This is a genomic window from Streptococcus mitis (genome assembly GCF_026782895.1).
In the GTDB taxonomy this organism is placed as follows: Bacteria; Bacillota; Bacilli; order Lactobacillales; family Streptococcaceae; genus Streptococcus; species Streptococcus mitis_CB.
In genome coordinates this window covers 166,516-183,294 of sequence record NZ_JAKUXJ010000007.1, presented here as the reverse complement: position 1 = coordinate 183,294, position 16,779 = coordinate 166,516, and the positions used below count along the sequence as shown (strand labels likewise).

The 16,779-nt window shown below is 43.2% G+C and carries 12 protein-coding genes, 2 tRNA genes, 3 rRNA genes, 1 other RNA gene and 1 pseudogene; all 19 read left to right on the top strand.

All coding sequences use genetic code 11. The features are described from left to right. Positions 1-48: 48 nt before the first annotated feature. Positions 49-1,594: ribosomal RNA gene (locus tag MK480_RS09690) — 16S ribosomal RNA — on the top strand. Between the two features lie 51 nt (positions 1,595-1,645). Then, positions 1,646-1,718, top strand: a tRNA-Ala gene (locus tag MK480_RS09685). Positions 1,719-1,842: 124 nt separating this feature from the next. Continuing rightward, positions 1,843-4,743: ribosomal RNA gene (locus MK480_RS09680) — 23S ribosomal RNA — on the top strand. Between the two features lie 76 nt (positions 4,744-4,819). Next, positions 4,820-4,935, top strand: a 5S ribosomal RNA gene (gene rrf / locus MK480_RS09675). The 16S, 23S and 5S rRNA genes sit together here with 2 tRNA genes alongside, the layout of an rRNA operon. 5 nt (positions 4,936-4,940) lie before the next feature. Further along, positions 4,941-5,014: transfer RNA gene (locus MK480_RS09670), tRNA-Asn, on the top strand. A gap of 381 nt (positions 5,015-5,395) precedes the next feature. Further along, a complete protein-coding gene (gene comW / locus MK480_RS09665) occupies positions 5,396-5,632 on the top strand; it encodes a sigma(X)-activator ComW (RefSeq protein WP_084925929.1) in 237 nt (78 codons plus the stop codon). Positions 5,633-5,862: 230 nt separating this feature from the next. After that, a complete protein-coding gene (locus tag MK480_RS09660; RefSeq protein ID WP_049524668.1) occupies positions 5,863-7,149 on the top strand; it encodes an adenylosuccinate synthase in 1,287 nt (428 codons plus the stop codon). A 199-nt stretch (positions 7,150-7,348) separates the two neighbouring features. After that, entirely contained in the window at positions 7,349-7,816 is a 468-nt protein-coding gene (gene tadA, locus MK480_RS09655) for a tRNA adenosine(34) deaminase TadA (protein ID WP_043901624.1), read from the top strand. Between the two features lie 32 nt (positions 7,817-7,848). After that, an RNA gene (ffs, locus tag MK480_RS09650) (signal recognition particle sRNA small type) lies at positions 7,849-7,946 on the top strand. A gap of 56 nt (positions 7,947-8,002) precedes the next feature. Continuing rightward, the gene (locus MK480_RS09645) at positions 8,003-8,446 is read left to right on the top strand and encodes a dUTP diphosphatase (protein ID WP_000701987.1); all 444 of its coding nucleotides are present in this window, start codon (positions 8,003-8,005) and stop codon (positions 8,444-8,446) included. Position 8,447: 1 nt separating this feature from the next. After that, a complete protein-coding gene (locus MK480_RS09640) occupies positions 8,448-8,987 on the top strand; it encodes a histidine phosphatase family protein (RefSeq protein WP_084930353.1) in 540 nt (179 codons plus the stop codon). 13 nt (positions 8,988-9,000) lie between these two features. After that, entirely contained in the window at positions 9,001-10,362 is a 1,362-nt protein-coding gene (gene radA / locus MK480_RS09635; RefSeq protein WP_084930354.1) for a DNA repair protein RadA, read from the top strand. Between the two features lie 72 nt (positions 10,363-10,434). Next, positions 10,435-10,932 carry a beta-class carbonic anhydrase gene (locus MK480_RS09630; RefSeq protein ID WP_084953712.1) on the top strand — a complete coding sequence of 166 codons (498 nt, stop codon included), beginning with the start codon at positions 10,435-10,437 and terminating at the stop codon, positions 10,930-10,932. Between the two features lie 24 nt (positions 10,933-10,956). Continuing rightward, entirely contained in the window at positions 10,957-11,772 is an 816-nt protein-coding gene (locus MK480_RS09625) for a PrsW family intramembrane metalloprotease (protein ID WP_261082613.1), read from the top strand. Between the two features lie 145 nt (positions 11,773-11,917). After that, entirely contained in the window at positions 11,918-12,886 is a 969-nt protein-coding gene (locus MK480_RS09620) for a ribose-phosphate diphosphokinase (protein ID WP_033682853.1), read from the top strand. 118 nt (positions 12,887-13,004) lie between these two features. Then, positions 13,005-13,904, top strand: a complete 900-nt coding sequence (locus MK480_RS09615) for an Rpn family recombination-promoting nuclease/putative transposase (protein ID WP_049544011.1) — start codon at positions 13,005-13,007, stop codon at positions 13,902-13,904. A gap of 14 nt (positions 13,905-13,918) precedes the next feature. Next, positions 13,919-14,320: pseudogene (locus MK480_RS09610) on the top strand (Rpn family recombination-promoting nuclease/putative transposase); the annotation flags it as partial. 372 nt (positions 14,321-14,692) lie between these two features. Further along, complete coding sequence (locus MK480_RS10120) at positions 14,693-15,661, top strand: Ig-like domain-containing protein (RefSeq protein WP_070528248.1); 969 nt, start codon at positions 14,693-14,695, stop codon at positions 15,659-15,661. Between the two features lie 101 nt (positions 15,662-15,762). Next, positions 15,763-16,743 (top strand): N-acetylmuramoyl-L-alanine amidase family protein, encoded by a 981-nt coding sequence (locus tag MK480_RS10115; protein WP_070528245.1) that lies wholly within the window; start codon positions 15,763-15,765, stop codon positions 16,741-16,743. Positions 16,744-16,779: the final 36 nt, after the last annotated feature.

Here is a 16,779-nt window from a genome sequence, read left to right as displayed (position 1 = left end):
AAAAAACAATAAATCTGTCAGTGACAGAAATGAGTGAGAACTCAAACTTTTAATGAGAGTTTGATCCTGGCTCAGGACGAACGCTGGCGGCGTGCCTAATACATGCAAGTAGAACGCTGAAGGAGGAGCTTGCTCTTCTGGATGAGTTGCGAACGGGTGAGTAACGCGTAGGTAACCTGCCTGGTAGCGGGGGATAACTATTGGAAACGATAGCTAATACCGCATAAGAGTAGATGTTGCATGACATTTGCTTAAAAGGTGCAATTGCATCACTACCAGATGGACCTGCGTTGTATTAGCTAGTTGGTGGGGTAACGGCTCACCAAGGCGACGATACATAGCCGACCTGAGAGGGTGATCGGCCACACTGGGACTGAGACACGGCCCAGACTCCTACGGGAGGCAGCAGTAGGGAATCTTCGGCAATGGACGGAAGTCTGACCGAGCAACGCCGCGTGAGTGAAGAAGGTTTTCGGATCGTAAAGCTCTGTTGTAAGAGAAGAACGAGTGTGAGAGTGGAAAGTTCACACTGTGACGGTATCTTACCAGAAAGGGACGGCTAACTACGTGCCAGCAGCCGCGGTAATACGTAGGTCCCGAGCGTTGTCCGGATTTATTGGGCGTAAAGCGAGCGCAGGCGGTTAGATAAGTCTGAAGTTAAAGGCTGTGGCTTAACCATAGTACGCTTTGGAAACTGTTTAACTTGAGTGCAAGAGGGGAGAGTGGAATTCCATGTGTAGCGGTGAAATGCGTAGATATATGGAGGAACACCGGTGGCGAAAGCGGCTCTCTGGCTTGTAACTGACGCTGAGGCTCGAAAGCGTGGGGAGCAAACAGGATTAGATACCCTGGTAGTCCACGCCGTAAACGATGAGTGCTAGGTGTTAGACCCTTTCCGGGGTTTAGTGCCGCAGCTAACGCATTAAGCACTCCGCCTGGGGAGTACGACCGCAAGGTTGAAACTCAAAGGAATTGACGGGGGCCCGCACAAGCGGTGGAGCATGTGGTTTAATTCGAAGCAACGCGAAGAACCTTACCAGGTCTTGACATCCCTCTGACCGCTCTAGAGATAGAGCTTTCCTTCGGGACAGAGGTGACAGGTGGTGCATGGTTGTCGTCAGCTCGTGTCGTGAGATGTTGGGTTAAGTCCCGCAACGAGCGCAACCCCTATTGTTAGTTGCCATCATTCAGTTGGGCACTCTAGCGAGACTGCCGGTAATAAACCGGAGGAAGGTGGGGATGACGTCAAATCATCATGCCCCTTATGACCTGGGCTACACACGTGCTACAATGGCTGGTACAACGAGTCGCAAGCCGGTGACGGCAAGCTAATCTCTTAAAGCCAGTCTCAGTTCGGATTGTAGGCTGCAACTCGCCTACATGAAGTCGGAATCGCTAGTAATCGCGGATCAGCACGCCGCGGTGAATACGTTCCCGGGCCTTGTACACACCGCCCGTCACACCACGAGAGTTTGTAACACCCGAAGTCGGTGAGGTAACCGTAAGGAGCCAGCCGCCTAAGGTGGGATAGATGATTGGGGTGAAGTCGTAACAAGGTAGCCGTATCGGAAGGTGCGGCTGGATCACCTCCTTTCTAAGGAAAAGGAACTGCGCATTGGTCTTGTTTAGTCTTGAGAGGTCTTGTGGGGCCTTAGCTCAGCTGGGAGAGCGCCTGCTTTGCACGCAGGAGGTCAGCGGTTCGATCCCGCTAGGCTCCATTGGTGAGAGATCACCAAGTAATGCACATTGAAAATTGAATATCTATATCAAATAGTAACAAGAAAATAAACCGAAAACGCTGTAGTATTAATAAGAGTTTATGACTGAAAGGTCAAAAAATAAGGTTAAGTTAATAAGGGCGCACGGTGGATGCCTTGGCACTAGGAGCCGAAGAAGGACGTGACAAACGACGATATGCCTTGGGTAGCTGTAAGTAAGCGATGATCCAGGGATTTCCGAATGGGGGAACCCAACAGGTACTACCTGTTACCCGCATCTGTTAAGGATGTGAGGAGGAAGACGCAGTGAACTGAAACATCTAAGTAGCTGCAGGAAGAGAAAGCAAAAGCGATTGCCTTAGTAGCGGCGAGCGAAACGGCAGGAGGGCAAACCGAAGAGTTTACTCTTCGGGGTTGTAGGACTGCAATGTGGACTCAAAGATTATAGAAGAATGATTTGGGAAGATCAGCCAAAGAGAGTAATAGCCTCGTATTTAAAATAGTCTTTGTACCTAGCAGTATCCTGAGTACGGCGGGACACGTGAAATCCCGTCGGAATCTGGGAGGACCATCTCCCAACCCTAAATACTCCCTAGTGACCGATAGTGAACCAGTACCGTGAGGGAAAGGTGAAAAGCACCCCGGGAGGGGAGTGAAATAGAACCTGAAACCGTGTGCCTACAACAAGTTCGAGCCCGTTAATGGGTGAGAGCGTGCCTTTTGTAGAATGAACCGGCGAGTTACGTTATGATGCGAGGTTAAGTTGAAGAGACGGAGCCGTAGGGAAACCGAGTCTGAATAGGGCGAATTAGTATCATGACGTAGACCCGAAACCATGTGACCTACCCATGAGCAGGTTGAAGGTGCGGTAAGACGCACTGGAGGACCGAACCAGGGCACGTTGAAAAGTGCTTGGATGACTTGTGGGTAGCGGAGAAATTCCAAACGAACTTGGAGATAGCTGGTTCTCTCCGAAATAGCTTTAGGGCTAGCGTCGACATAAAGATTCTTGGAGGTAGAGCACTGTTTGGGTGAGGGGTCCATCCCGGATTACCAATCTCAGATAAACTCCGAATGCCAATGAATTATGGTCGGCAGTCAGACTGCGAGTGCTAAGATCCGTAGTCGAAAGGGAAACAGCCCAGACCACCAGCTAAGGTCCCAAAATAATTGTTAAGTGGAAAAGGATGTGGGGTTGCACAGACAACTAGGATGTTAGCTTAGAAGCAGCTATTCATTCAAAGAGTGCGTAATAGCTCACTAGTCGAGTGACCCTGCGCCGAAAATGTACCGGGGCTAAAACAATTTACCGAAGCTGTGGATACCTTTATAGGTATGGTAGGAGAGCGTTCTATGTGTGGAGAAGGTATACCGTGAGGAGTGCTGGAACGCATAGAAGTGAGAATGCCGGTATGAGTAGCGAAAGACAGGTGAGAATCCTGTCCACCGTAAGACTAAGGTTTCCAGGGGAAGGCTCGTCCGCCCTGGGTTAGTCGGGACCTAAGGAGAGACCGAAAGGTGTATCCGATGGACAACAGGTTGATATTCCTGTACTAGAGTATGTAGTGATGGAGGGACGCAGTAGGCTAACTAAAGCAGACGATTGGAAGTGTCTGTCTAAGCAGTGAGGTGTGATATGAGTCAAATGCTTATATCTGTAACATTGAGCTGTGATGGGGAGCGAAGTTTAGTAGCGAAGTTAGTGACGTCACACTGCCAAGAAAAGCTTCTAGCGTTTAAACATACTCTACCCGTACCGCAAACCGACACAGGTAGTCGAGGCGAGTAGCCTCAGGTGAGCGAGAGAACTCTCGTTAAGGAACTCGGCAAAATGACCCCGTAACTTCGGGAGAAGGGGTGCTGACTTTAAGTCAGCCGCAGTGAATAGGCCCAAGCAACTGTTTATCAAAAACACAGCTCTCTGCTAAATCGTAAGATGATGTATAGGGGGTGACGCCTGCCCGGTGCTGGAAGGTTAAGAGGAGTGCTTAGCGCAAGCGAAGGTATGAATTGAAGCCCCAGTAAACGGCGGCCGTAACTATAACGGTCCTAAGGTAGCGAAATTCCTTGTCGGGTAAGTTCCGACCCGCACGAAAGGCGTAATGATTTGGGCACTGTCTCAACGAGAGACTCGGTGAAATTTTAGTACCTGTGAAGATGCAGGTTACCCGCGACAGGACGGAAAGACCCCATGGAGCTTTACTGCAGTTTGATATTGAGTGTCTGTACCACATGTACAGGATAGGTAGGAGTCTATGAGATCGGGACGCCAGTTTCGAAGGAGACGTTGTTGGGATACTACCCTTGTGTTATGGCCACTCTAACCCGGATAGGTGATCCCTATCGGAGACAGTGTCTGACGGGCAGTTTGACTGGGGCGGTCGCCTCCTAAAAGGTAACGGAGGCGCCCAAAGGTTCCCTCAGAATGGTTGGAAATCATTCGCAGAGTGTAAAGGTATAAGGGAGCTTGACTGCGAGAGCTACAACTCGAGCAGGGACGAAAGTCGGGCTTAGTGATCCGGTGGTTCCGTATGGAAGGGCCATCGCTCAACGGATAAAAGCTACCCTGGGGATAACAGGCTTATCTCCCCCAAGAGTTCACATCGACGGGGAGGTTTGGCACCTCGATGTCGGCTCGTCGCATCCTGGGGCTGTAGTCGGTCCCAAGGGTTGGGCTGTTCGCCCATTAAAGCGGCACGCGAGCTGGGTTCAGAACGTCGTGAGACAGTTCGGTCCCTATCCGTCGCGGGCGTAGGAAATTTGAGAGGATCTGCTCCTAGTACGAGAGGACCAGAGTGGACTTACCGCTGGTGTACCAGTTGTCTTGCCAAAGGCATCGCTGGGTAGCTATGTAGGGAAGGGATAAACGCTGAAAGCATCTAAGTGTGAAACCCACCTCAAGATGAGATTTCCCATGATTTTATATCAGTAAGAGCCCTGAGAGATGATCAGGTAGATAGGTTAGAAGTGGAAGTGTGGCGACACATGTAGCGGACTAATACTAATAGCTCGAGGACTTATCCAAAGTAACTGAGAATATGAAAGCGAATGGTTTTCTTGATTTGAATAGATATTCAATTTTGAGTAGGTATTACTCAGAGTTAAGTGACGATAGCCTAGGAGATACACCTGTACCCATGCCGAACACAGAAGTTAAGCCCTAGAACGCCGGAAGTAGTTGGGGGTTGCCCCCTGTGAGATATGGAAGTCGCTTAGCTTTAATCCGCCATAGCTCAGTTGGTAGTAGCGCATGACTGTTAATCATGATGTCGTAGGTTCGAGTCCTACTGGCGGAGTAGTTAAGAAAAAGAGGTTTAGGCCTCTTTTTTTATATAATTAATAATCTATTTTGAGTTATTTGGTGTGAGATATTTTTTGCTGAGTAAAGTTTCATAGCCCTCCGTTTTCGAGCAAGGAGATCTTTTTAGTACTTTAATCGAGGGTAGCGAAGAGGCTAAACGTGACGGACTGTAAATACGCTCCTTCGAGGGATTCGAATCCTTCCGCTTCCATTATCTTAATTTTTGAAATTTAGGTAGTAGATTTCCTCCTATTCTGTCAACTTTTCCTATTTGTTATCTTTTTGAGGTTAGTATTTGAGCAATTCAGGATTTGATAATAACTGTTTATAATTTTTTGTTAGAATAAGCTTATAAAAAGTAAAGGAGTGTATGCTTATGTTACAAAAAATTTATGAGCAGATGGCGGATTTTTATAGAAATATTGAAGAAGAGTATGGTACGTTCTTCGGAGATCATTTTGACTGGGAACATTTTCATTTTAAATTTTTGATTTATTATCTTTTCCGATATAGCATTGGGACTCATCGGGATTTTATTGTTTACCATTATCGTGTTGCTTATCGTTTGTATCTTGAAAAATTGATAATGAAACAAGGTTTTGTTGCTTGTTGAGATAATATGAGTTAATTTCCGAACAAACTTACTTTTTTATGGCAATATAACAATAAATAGCTGGTAATTTTTCTAAAACATTTTTTAATAGTTGGAAATAGCAAATCTTTCTATTGTTTCTTCTTGATAAAAAGGCGATTTTTTCTTATAATAAATTGTAAGATATAATTGCAGGTGAGAGTCCTGCCATGTATGTGAGAAAGGAAGAGCCTGAGGGCTCAGACAAGATTATGACTTCAGTTGTTGTTGTAGGTACCCAATGGGGTGATGAAGGTAAAGGGAAGATTACTGACTTCCTTTCAGCGAATGCAGAAGTGATTGCGCGTTACCAAGGTGGTGATAATGCAGGTCACACGATTGTGATTGATGGTAAGAAATTTAAGTTGCACTTGATTCCATCTGGAATTTTCTTCCCTGAAAAAATCTCTGTTATTGGGAATGGTATGGTTGTAAATCCTAAATCTCTTGTAAAAGAGTTGAGCTATCTTCATGAGGAGGGTGTGACAACTGATAACTTGCGTATTTCTGATCGCGCGCATGTTATTTTGCCTTATCATATCGAGTTAGACCGTTTGCAAGAAGAAGCTAAGGGCGACAATAAGATTGGGACTACAATCAAGGGAATTGGTCCAGCTTATATGGACAAGGCTGCTCGTGTTGGGATTCGTATTGCAGATCTTTTAGATAAAGATATTTTTCGTGAGCGTTTGGAGCGTAATCTTGCGGAAAAGAATCGTCTGTTTGAAAAATTGTATGACAGTACTCCTATTTCAATTGATGATATTTTTGAAGAGTACTATGAATATGGCCAACAAATCAAGCAATATGTAACTGATACATCTGTTATCTTGAACGATGCGCTTGATAACGGTAAACGTGTGCTTTTTGAAGGTGCGCAAGGTGTTATGCTAGATATCGACCAAGGTACTTATCCATTTGTTACGTCATCAAACCCTGTGGCTGGTGGTGTTACGATTGGTTCTGGTGTTGGTCCAAGTAAGATTGACAAGGTTGTTGGTGTATGTAAAGCCTATACGAGTCGTGTAGGAGACGGTCCTTTCCCAACTGAGTTGTTTGATGAAGTGGGAGAACGTATCCGTGAAGTCGGTCATGAATATGGTACAACAACTGGTCGTCCACGTCGTGTGGGTTGGTTTGACTCAGTTGTGATGCGTCATAGTCGTCGTGTTTCTGGTATTACTAATCTTTCATTGAACTCTATCGATGTTTTGAGTGGTTTAGATACTGTGAAAATCTGTGTGGCCTATGATCTTGATGGTCAACGTATTGACTATTATCCAGCTAGTCTTGAGCAATTGAAACGTTGCAAGCCTATCTATGAAGAGTTGCCAGGTTGGTCAGAAGATATTACTGGAGTTCGTAATTTGGAAGATCTTCCTGAGAATGCGCGTAACTATGTTCGTCGTGTGAGTGAATTGGTTGGCGTTCGTATTTCTACTTTCTCAGTAGGTCCTGGTCGTGAACAAACAAATATTTTAGAAAGTGTTTGGTCCTAAGAGATTTTTAAGATTTGTTTAAGATAGGTCGGGTATACTATAGACAGTTACAAGAAGACCTCCTAACTTGTTGTAACAAATATCCTAAACTTTTCTTTTTCATAATAATCTCCCTATAAAGTCACCGCATTTGGTGGCTTTTTTTGTCTTGGGATTCATGATATAATAATAAAATCGATAAGTAGGAAAAGGGAAATTGATGAATTATACAGTTGAAGAAAAAGAAGTCTTTATGAGGGAGGCTTTGAGAGAGGCTGAGATTGCTCTTGAACACGATGAAATTCCAATTGGTTGTGTGATTGTCAAGGACGGAGAAATCATTGGCCGTGGGCATAATGCGCGTGAGGAACTGCGGCGAGCGGTTATGCATGCGGAGATTATGGCCATAGAGAATGCGAACCTGAGTGAGGAGAGCTGGCGCTTGCTGGATTGCACGCTTTTTGTGACCATTGAGCCTTGTGTCATGTGTAGTGGGGCGATTGGACTCGCCCGTATTCCAAACGTGGTCTATGGGGCTAAAAACCAGAAATTTGGCGCTGCTGGGAGTTTGTACGATATCTTGACAGATGAGCGTCTCAATCATCGTGTGGAGGTTGAAACGGGAATTTTGGAAGATGAATGCGCAGCTATTATGCAGGAGTTTTTTAGAAATAGACGGAAAAAATAATTTTGCTTTTAAAATGAATAGGAATGTGATATAATAAATAGTGGAGCAACAGTTCTGCGTGAAGCGGGTCAGGGGAGGAATCCAGCAGCCCTAAGCGATTTGAATTGTGTGCTCTTTTTTTCGTGCTTTTTCCGAATAAATAAGATAGAATAATCTAGAATAAATGATAATAGAAAAGAGAAGATGATGAAAATTCGTGGTTTTGAATTGGTTTCTAGTTTTACAGATGAAAATTTATTGCCAAAGCGTGAGACAGCGCATGCCGCTGGTTACGACTTAAAGGTTGCTGTACGTACGGTTATTGCACCAGGAGAGATTGTCTTGGTTCCGACAGGGGTTAAGGCTTATATGCAGCCGACTGAGGTTCTCTACCTCTATGATCGTTCTTCAAACCCTCGTAAAAAGGGCTTGGTTTTAATTAATTCAGTTGGGGTCATTGATGGAGATTATTATGGAAATCCTGGGAATGAAGGGCATATTTTTGCTCAGATGAAGAATATCACAGACCAAGAGGTTGTTCTTGAAGTTGGAGAACGTGTTGTCCAAGCTGTCTTTGCTCCTTTCTTAATTGCAGATGGAGATGCAGCTGACGGCGTGCGGACTGGTGGATTTGGATCGACTGGGCACTAGAATGAAGATTATCTTTGTACGTCATGGAGAGCCAGATTATAGTATGCTTGATAAACTTGAAAATCCGCAACTCTATAGTGGTTTTGGTCGTGATTTAGCACCATTGACAGGAAAAGGTCGCAGTCTGGCAAAAGAAGTTGCTAAAACTGCATGTTTTGGAAAGGCAGAGATTATTATTTCATCGTCTGTGACGAGAGCTTTAGAAACAGCCCATTATATAGCGGTTGAAACAGGATTGGACTTATTTGTGGAGCCGTTTTTTCATGAGTGGCGTCCAGACTTAGATAGTACTAACTCTGATTTAACTAGTGTATTGGTAGCTCATGAATATTATCTAAAACATCAAGGAGGTTTACCTGAAGATTCTCCTTATCGCTATGAAACTGCTCTGGAGATGCGTCATCGTTTTTTAAGAACTTTGGAAAAATATAAAAATTATAAAACTATTATCATTGTAACTCACGGAATGCTCATGCGTCAGTTTGTGCCAAATGAGAAGATTGATTTTTGCCAAGTGATTGAATGTGAGATAGAGATATAGAAAGAGGTTTATTATCGCAAAGAAAAAGGCGACATTTGTGTGTCAAAATTGTGAATATAATTCCCCCAAGTATTTAGGGCGCTGTCCCAACTGTGGGTCTTGGTCTTCTTTTGTAGAAGAGGTTGAGGTTGCCGAGGTAAAGAATGCGCGTGTGTCCTTGACAGGTGAGAAAACCAAGCCCATGAAACTGGCTGAGGTGACTTCAATCAACGTCAATCGAACCAAGACGGAGATGGAGGAATTCAACCGTGTACTTGGAGGCGGAGTGGTACCAGGAAGTCTCGTCCTCATCGGTGGGGATCCTGGGATTGGGAAATCAACCCTTCTCTTACAAGTCTCAACCCAGTTGTCTCAAGTGGGGACTGTTCTCTACGTCAGTGGGGAGGAGTCTGCCCAGCAGATTAAATTACGTGCAGAGCGTTTGGGAGATATTGATAGCGAGTTTTATCTCTATGCAGAGACCAATATGCAGAGTGTTCGAGCTGAGGTGGAGCGCATCCAGCCAGACTTCCTCATTATTGACTCAATTCAAACCATTATGTCTCCTGAGATTTCAGGGGTGCAGGGATCTGTTTCTCAAGTGCGTGAGGTGACGGCTGAGCTTATGCAACTGGCCAAGACCAATAACATTGCCATCTTTATCGTAGGTCATGTGACCAAGGAAGGAACCTTGGCTGGTCCTCGTATGCTAGAGCATATGGTGGATACGGTGCTTTACTTTGAAGGGGAGCGCCACCATACCTTCCGTATTTTAAGAGCGGTCAAAAACCGTTTTGGTTCCACTAATGAGATTGGGATTTTTGAGATGCAGTCGGGCGGATTGGTTGAGGTACTCAATCCGAGTCAAGTTTTCCTAGAAGAGCGTTTGGATGGGGCGACTGGTTCGTCAATCGTTGTGACCATGGAAGGGACGCGTCCGATTTTGGCGGAGGTTCAAGCTTTGGTAACACCGACTATGTTTGGAAATGCTAAGCGTACGACGACAGGACTTGATTTTAATCGTGCGAGTCTGATTATGGCTGTTTTGGAAAAGCGGGCAGGGCTTCTCTTGCAAAATCAAGATGCTTATCTCAAATCTGCTGGCGGTGTCAAATTGGATGAACCTGCCATTGACTTGGCTGTTGCAGTTGCCATTGCTTCGAGCTACAAGGACAAGCCAACCAATCCTCAGGAATGTTTTGTGGGAGAACTGGGCTTGACAGGAGAAATTCGGCGTGTGAATCGTATCGAGCAGCGTATCAACGAAGCCGCTAAGCTGGGATTTACCAAGATTTATGTACCGAAGAATTCTTTGACAGGAATTACTCCGCCTAAGGAAATTCAGGTCATTGGCGTGACAACGATTCAGGAAGTTTTGAAAAAGGTTTTTGCTTAATCTGTGACAAATCCTCTTAAAAATGATAAGATAGGAGAAATATTTGACTATCAAATTTTCAAGGAGGGAATCGTGTCGTATTTTGAACAGTTTATGCAAGCCAATCAGGCTTATGTTGCCCTACATGGGCAGTTAAATCTGCCACTTAAACCCAAAACCAGAGTAGCCATTGTGACCTGTATGGACTCTCGTCTGCACGTTGCGCAAGCTTTGGGATTGGCACTTGGGGATGCTCATATCTTGCGGAATGCAGGTGGTCGAGTGACTGAGGACATGATTCGTTCGCTAGTTATTTCCCAGCAACAAATGGGGACAAGAGAGATTGTGGTGTTACACCATACAGACTGTGGTGCTCAGACCTTTGAAAATGGCCCTTTTCAGGAGTATTTGAAGGAAGAATTGGGTATCGATGTGTCAGATCAGGACTTTTTACCCTTCCAAGATATAGAGGAGAGTGTACGCGAGGATATGCAACTCCTTATCGAATCTCCCCTAATACCAGACGATGTCATTATCTCTGGTGCTATTTACGATGTGGATACAGGAAGTATGACAGTCGTAGAATTGTAAAAAATTCATTTAAAAAGAAAGTGTATGAAGAAAAACAGTATTTTATTTATTTTTATTTTATTGCTATGTATTGGTGTACAATATGAAACCATCTATTATACGGACGGTTCTATGTCAGGTGCGGAATATGGACTCATGGGAGTTTCTATCTTTCTAGCTCTCTTTTACATGATTCCGGCTCTTTATTTCCTTTTCCGTATTGGGGAAAAATGGGAATTGCCAAAGAAGGCTTTGATCTTGTCTTTATTGGGTGGGATGTTCCTTTCAGGCTGGCTATCTAGCTTTGCGAATACCTATATCCATGATTTACTGGATATTCTTTTCCCAGATAGTGCATTTTTAAATGCCTTTGAAAGTGCTATTGTGGCTCCTTTAGTAGAAGAACCCTTGAAATTATTGCCACTTGTCTTTGTTTTAGCTTTGATTCCTGTGCGAAAATTAAAATCTTTGTTTTTACTAGGGATTGCTTCTGGTTTGGGATTTCAAATGATTGAGGATATTGGCTACATTCGTACGGATTTGCCAGAGGGCTTTGACTTTACTATTTCGAGAATTTTAGAGCGTATCATCTCAGGAATTGCCTCTCACTGGACTTTTTCAGGGTTGGCGGTAGTAGGTGTTTACTTGCTTTACAGAGCTTATAAAGGGCAGAAGGTTGGCAAGAAAGAGGGGCTTATTTTCCTAGCTTTAGCCTTGGGAACTCATTTCTTGTTTAACTCTCCTTTTGTAGAATTAGAGACAGAGTTGCCTTTAGCGATTCCAGTGGTTACGGCTATTACTCTCTATGGTTTTTATCAGGCTTATCGCTTTGTTGAGAAGCACAATGAGTTGATGAACTAGAATATTTTTTAAAAGAATGATGCAAGGGTACAAATATGGTGCCCTTCTTTTATTTTTGATTGAAAAATAGTGCAAAAAGCGCTACAATGGTAAATGGAAAAATCTTGTGAAAAGCACAAGCGATACATATATACCGGAGGAAATCATGTCTTTTTCTGATTTAAAGCTGTTTGCCCTTTCTTCTAATCAAGAATTGGCAAAACGTGTGGCGCAGGAGATTGGGATAGAGTTGGGGAAATCAAGTGTTCGCCAATTTTCAGATGGAGAGATTCAGGTCAACATCGAAGAATCAATCCGTGGGAAACACGTCTTTATCCTACAATCAACTAGTTCGCCTGTAAATGACAATCTGCTTGAAATTTTGATTATGGTAGATGCTTTGAAGCGTGCGAGTGCAGAATCTGTCAATGTTGTCATGCCTTACTATGGGTATGCACGTCAGGATAGAAAGGCGAGAGCGCGTGAGCCAATCACTTCAAAACTTGTCGCAAATATGCTTGAAGTAGCTGGAGTAGATCGTTTATTGACCATCGACTTGCATGCTGCGCAGATTCAAGGATTCTTTGATATTCCTGTGGATCATTTGATGGGAGCTCCTCTGATTGCGGATTATTTTGAGCGTCGTGGCATGGTTGGTTCTGACTATGTGGTTGTCAGCCCAGACCATGGAGGGGTGACTCGTGCTCGTAAGTTGGCAGAATTTTTGAAAACATCTATTGCTATCATTGACAAACGTCGTAGTGTTGATAAGATGAATACTAGTGAAGTCATGAACATCATCGGTAAGGTCGAAGGCAAGACTTGTATCTTGATTGATGATATGATTGATACCGCTGGAACGATTTGTCATGCGGCAGATGCTCTTGCAGAAGCTGGTGCTGTTGAAGTCTATGCAAGCTGTACGCACCCAGTTCTTTCTGGTCCTGCTATGGACAATATCCAAAAATCAGCTATCAAGAAATTGGTTGTTTTGGATACCATCTATCTCCCAGAAGAGCGTTTGATCGATAAGATTGAGCAGATTTCAATCGCTCATCTCCTAGGAGATGCTATTGTGCGTATCCATGAAAAACGCCCACTTTCTCCACTTTTCAGTATTGAGAAAAAGATTTAATGACCAAGCCTGAGATGATTCTCAGGTTTTTTTCATCTCTTTTCCGAATAAATAGATAGAACCAGAGAATCTAGGAAACCTAGATTTAAAACTGTGGTATAATAAAAGGAGGAAGAGGATGATTCTAAGACATCCGGGCATCAGCCCGACCAATGACTTGGTTGCTAAGAAAATCTTTAGCAATCCAGAAATTACTTGTCAATTTATTCGCGATATGCTGGATTTACCAGCAAAAAATGTGACCATTTTGGAGGGAAGCAATATTCACGTCTTGCCTTCCATACCTTACTCGGCGCAGGATTTCTATACCAGTATAGATGTTTTGGCGGAGTTGGACAATGGCACGCAGGTTATTATCGAAATCCAAGTTCATCATCAGAATTTTTTCATCAATCGCCTGTGGGCTTACCTGTGTAGTCAGGTCAATCAAAATCTCGAAAAAATTCGCCAGCGAGAAGGTGATACACACCAGAGTTACAAACACATCGCACCAGTATATGCTATCGCTATCGTGGACAGCAATTACTTCTCGGATGATTTGGCTTTTCATAGCTTTAGTATGCGCGAGGACACGACAGGTGAGGTTTTAACCATAACCAATAATGGACAAGAAAACCATCTAGTAAAGATGGCGTTCTTGGAATTAAAAAAATACAGAGAAACCAGCAAAGACGAGGTTCGCAAACCGTGGTTGGAGTTTTTCGGCAACAAACCCTTTACCCAACAACCTGAGCGAGCCATTAGCCAGGCAGACCAACTGCTGGACTATAAGAGCTGGTCCGAGGAGGACAGGAAGATGTTTAGTGAACAACGCAGGCGTGAAGAACAAGCCTTGTTAGCGCATGACTATGCCTTGGAACAAGCTGAAGAAAAAGGATTAGAGCGTGGCCTTGAACAAGGTCTAGAGCGTGGGAAAATTTTTACCTTTCTAGATTTAGTACGCCAACATGTTTTAACTTCCGAATTTGCTAGCGAGCAATTAGGTATGACGGTCTCTGAATTTGAGGCACTCTTATAAGACCATCACTAGTAATGGCGTTCTTGGAATTAAAAAAATACAGAGAAACCAGCAAAGACGAGGTTCGCAAACCGTGGTTGGAGTTTTTTGGGAATAAACCCTTTACCCAAGAACCAGAGCGAGCTATCAGCCAAGCAGACCAACTGCTGGACTATAAGAGCTGGTCCGAGGAGGACAGGAAAATGTTTAGTGAACAACGCAGGCGTGAGGAACAAGCCTTGTTAGCACAGGACTATGCCTTGGAACAAGCCGAAGAAAAAGGCTTAGAGCGTGGTATTGAACGTGGTCGAGCTGAGGGAATCAAAGAGGGATTAAAAGTAGGTTTAGTAAATCTCGTTCGCCAAGGTATTCTGACTTCCGAAGTTGCCAGCCAGCAATTAGGTATGACGGTCGCAGAGTTTGAGGACTTGCTATAAGGTCACATTTTAAATAGTAGAAAGTTTATAAAGTGGCAAGTTATTATCAAAAAACTTGTCATTTTTGCTTGACATTTCGAAGGGGTTATAGGATAATACTACAGAAGTGAGTTCTGTCCAACTGTCTATGTGGATTAAATATGAATGATTTTACTCAAGGATCAAAAAATTGTGAGATTTTCACTTTAATATAGGATATTTTAAGCGTATTCACTCTCACAAAGTTGTTTTTTCACCTTTTTTTCTAAAAATAGGAAAAAACTTTAAAAACTCGAAGAAAACCCTTGACAAATCCTGCAAATATTTATATACTGTATGGTAGTAAGATAGTCTTACGAAAAATATTATAAGAAAAATGAAGGAGATAAAACGATGAAAAAAGTTTTATTGACAAGTGCAGCAGTTGTAGCTGCAGCAGCAGCTCTTAATGCAGCTCCAGTACATGCATACGGAAACTGGACAGGTTGGAATGATGGTGGAGCAGGTTCAGTTAATCCATCTACTACAGCAACAAATCCAGCTGTTAATTTGCCAGCAAACCATGATGGTAACCCAAACAACCGTTTTGGTTACGGTTTTGCAATTGGTGCTAAATACATCCGTTACGACCGTGACGCAGCACATGGATTTAACCGTCATGTTCGTGTAACTGTTGTTGATGGTGGTGGACGTCCAGTTCCAAACGTAGAAGTTGATTTCTTCTTGAAACCTGCTTCAGGTGAAAAGAAACCAGAATACTTCACTGCTACAACTAATCAATCAGGTGATGCTGAACTTCCAACAGTATTCAAAGCTGGTGAAGTGATTCAGTATCGTGTTGCTGCAACAGCTACTGATTTTAAAGAAGCAGTAGAACTTGTTGGTGAATTTACTGTTGAAGCTGGTAACGAATATGCTGGTTCATTGTACACAAATGGTCGTATTGTATTGCCATACAAACTTGATGATCGTGCAGCACAAATTGGTAACGCAACTACAGCTGCTCAATACGGTTGGGCTCAAACAGCTGAAGGTTGGAAATACTTCGAAAATGCTGCAGCTGTTAAAGGTTGGAAACAAGTTGAAGGTAAATGGTACTTCTTTAACGCTGAAGGCGTAATGCAAAAATGGTGGGTTAAAGATGGTAACACTTGGTACTACCTAAATGGTTCAGGTCAAATGCAAACTGGTTGGTTGCAAGACGGTGGTAAATGGTACTTCCTTGAAGCATCAGGTGCTATGAAAGCTAGCCAATGGTTTGAAGTTGCTGGTAAATGGTACCATGTTGATGCTTCAGGTGCTCTTTCAGTAAACACAACTGTTGACGGTTACAACGTAAACGCAAACGGTGAGTGGGTATAATCCGAATAAATGAAATATAAAACAGGGAGATTTTTCCCTGTTTTTTCTTGCATTTATCTTGTATAAGTATTATAATGATTAAAAATAATAGGAGGTTTCCAATGAAATCAAAAGTGTTGAAAATTTTATTAGGTGCAACCTTGGCAGGCACTGCCCTTGTTGGAGCAAGAGTAACTGAAGTGAAAGCTTCGGAAACGAATGTTTATAAGACAGTTGTTTGGGTCACAAAACAGGAAGATGGTAAGGAAAAGGTTTTAAGAGGTGCTCAAACTTATGATTCGTCAAAACCTGAGACATCATCTCCAGGTACTTTTTCAGGATATCAATTTGATACTTCTTCAATAGATGGAACTGTATTAAAGCATTACTTTAAGCCAGCAGTGACTGTAACAGGAGATAAAGTAGATGGACTTTCTGCAAAACCTGACATCTTAAAACCCTTTAAAGATACAGTCAAAGGGACTTCTTGGCTGGTAATGGAATCAGATGGGACTAGTAGAGAATTAAAAGCTTTTCTTCCTGCTAATGCTACCAAAAAAGCTGAAGAAGTTGAACATGGTACATTTAAAGGTTATCGTTTTGTAGAAACAAAGATTGATCAAGATGTTCGGAAACATTGGTTTGTAAAAGATGATAGCATTACAGGAACTGAAAAAATTGAAGATAAACAGACAGGCTGGCAATTTATTACTAATAAATGGTATTTCTTTGATAAAGATGGGATGAAGAAGACTGGCTGGGTGAATGATGGTAGCTGGTATTACCTAGCGGAAGATGGTAGTATGCAAACAGGTTGGAAATTCATTTCTGGTAAATGGTACTATCTTAATAGTGCTGGCTCTATGCAGACAGGCTGGTTAAATCAAGGTGGCAAGTGGTACTATCTGAACTCTGATGGTGCAATGGCTACTGGTTGGAGAAAAGTAGATGGAGTCTGGTACTATCTAAATACTTCTGGTGCTCTGGTTACTGGTTGGTTTCAAGCAGGTAGCAAGTGGTATTATGCCTATAGTTCAGGTGCTCTTGCAGTAAATACAACGATTAACGGCTATACTCTAAATGCAAATGGTGAGTGGGTGTAACATTATACACGGAATAAGTGATAAAGAGGTAAAAAA

What these genes read in the sequence shown, in the direction of transcription:
- comW (WP_084925929.1), top strand. Translation starts at nt 5,396, where the DNA reads ATGTTACAAAAAATTTATGAGCAGATGGCGGATTTTTATAGAAATATT.
- MK480_RS09660 (WP_049524668.1), top strand. Translation starts at nt 5,863, where the DNA reads ATGACTTCAGTTGTTGTTGTAGGTACCCAATGGGGTGATGAAGGTAAA.
- tadA (WP_043901624.1), top strand. Translation starts at nt 7,349, where the DNA reads ATGAATTATACAGTTGAAGAAAAAGAAGTCTTTATGAGGGAGGCTTTG.
- MK480_RS09645 (WP_000701987.1), top strand. Translation starts at nt 8,003, where the DNA reads ATGAAAATTCGTGGTTTTGAATTGGTTTCTAGTTTTACAGATGAAAAT.
- MK480_RS09640 (WP_084930353.1), top strand. Translation starts at nt 8,448, where the DNA reads ATGAAGATTATCTTTGTACGTCATGGAGAGCCAGATTATAGTATGCTT.
- MK480_RS09625 (WP_261082613.1), top strand. Translation starts at nt 10,957, where the DNA reads ATGAAGAAAAACAGTATTTTATTTATTTTTATTTTATTGCTATGTATT.
- MK480_RS09620 (WP_033682853.1), top strand. Translation starts at nt 11,918, where the DNA reads ATGTCTTTTTCTGATTTAAAGCTGTTTGCCCTTTCTTCTAATCAAGAA.
- MK480_RS09615 (WP_049544011.1), top strand. Translation starts at nt 13,005, where the DNA reads ATGATTCTAAGACATCCGGGCATCAGCCCGACCAATGACTTGGTTGCT.
- MK480_RS10120 (WP_070528248.1), top strand. Translation starts at nt 14,693, where the DNA reads ATGAAAAAAGTTTTATTGACAAGTGCAGCAGTTGTAGCTGCAGCAGCA.
- MK480_RS10115 (WP_070528245.1), top strand. Translation starts at nt 15,763, where the DNA reads ATGAAATCAAAAGTGTTGAAAATTTTATTAGGTGCAACCTTGGCAGGC.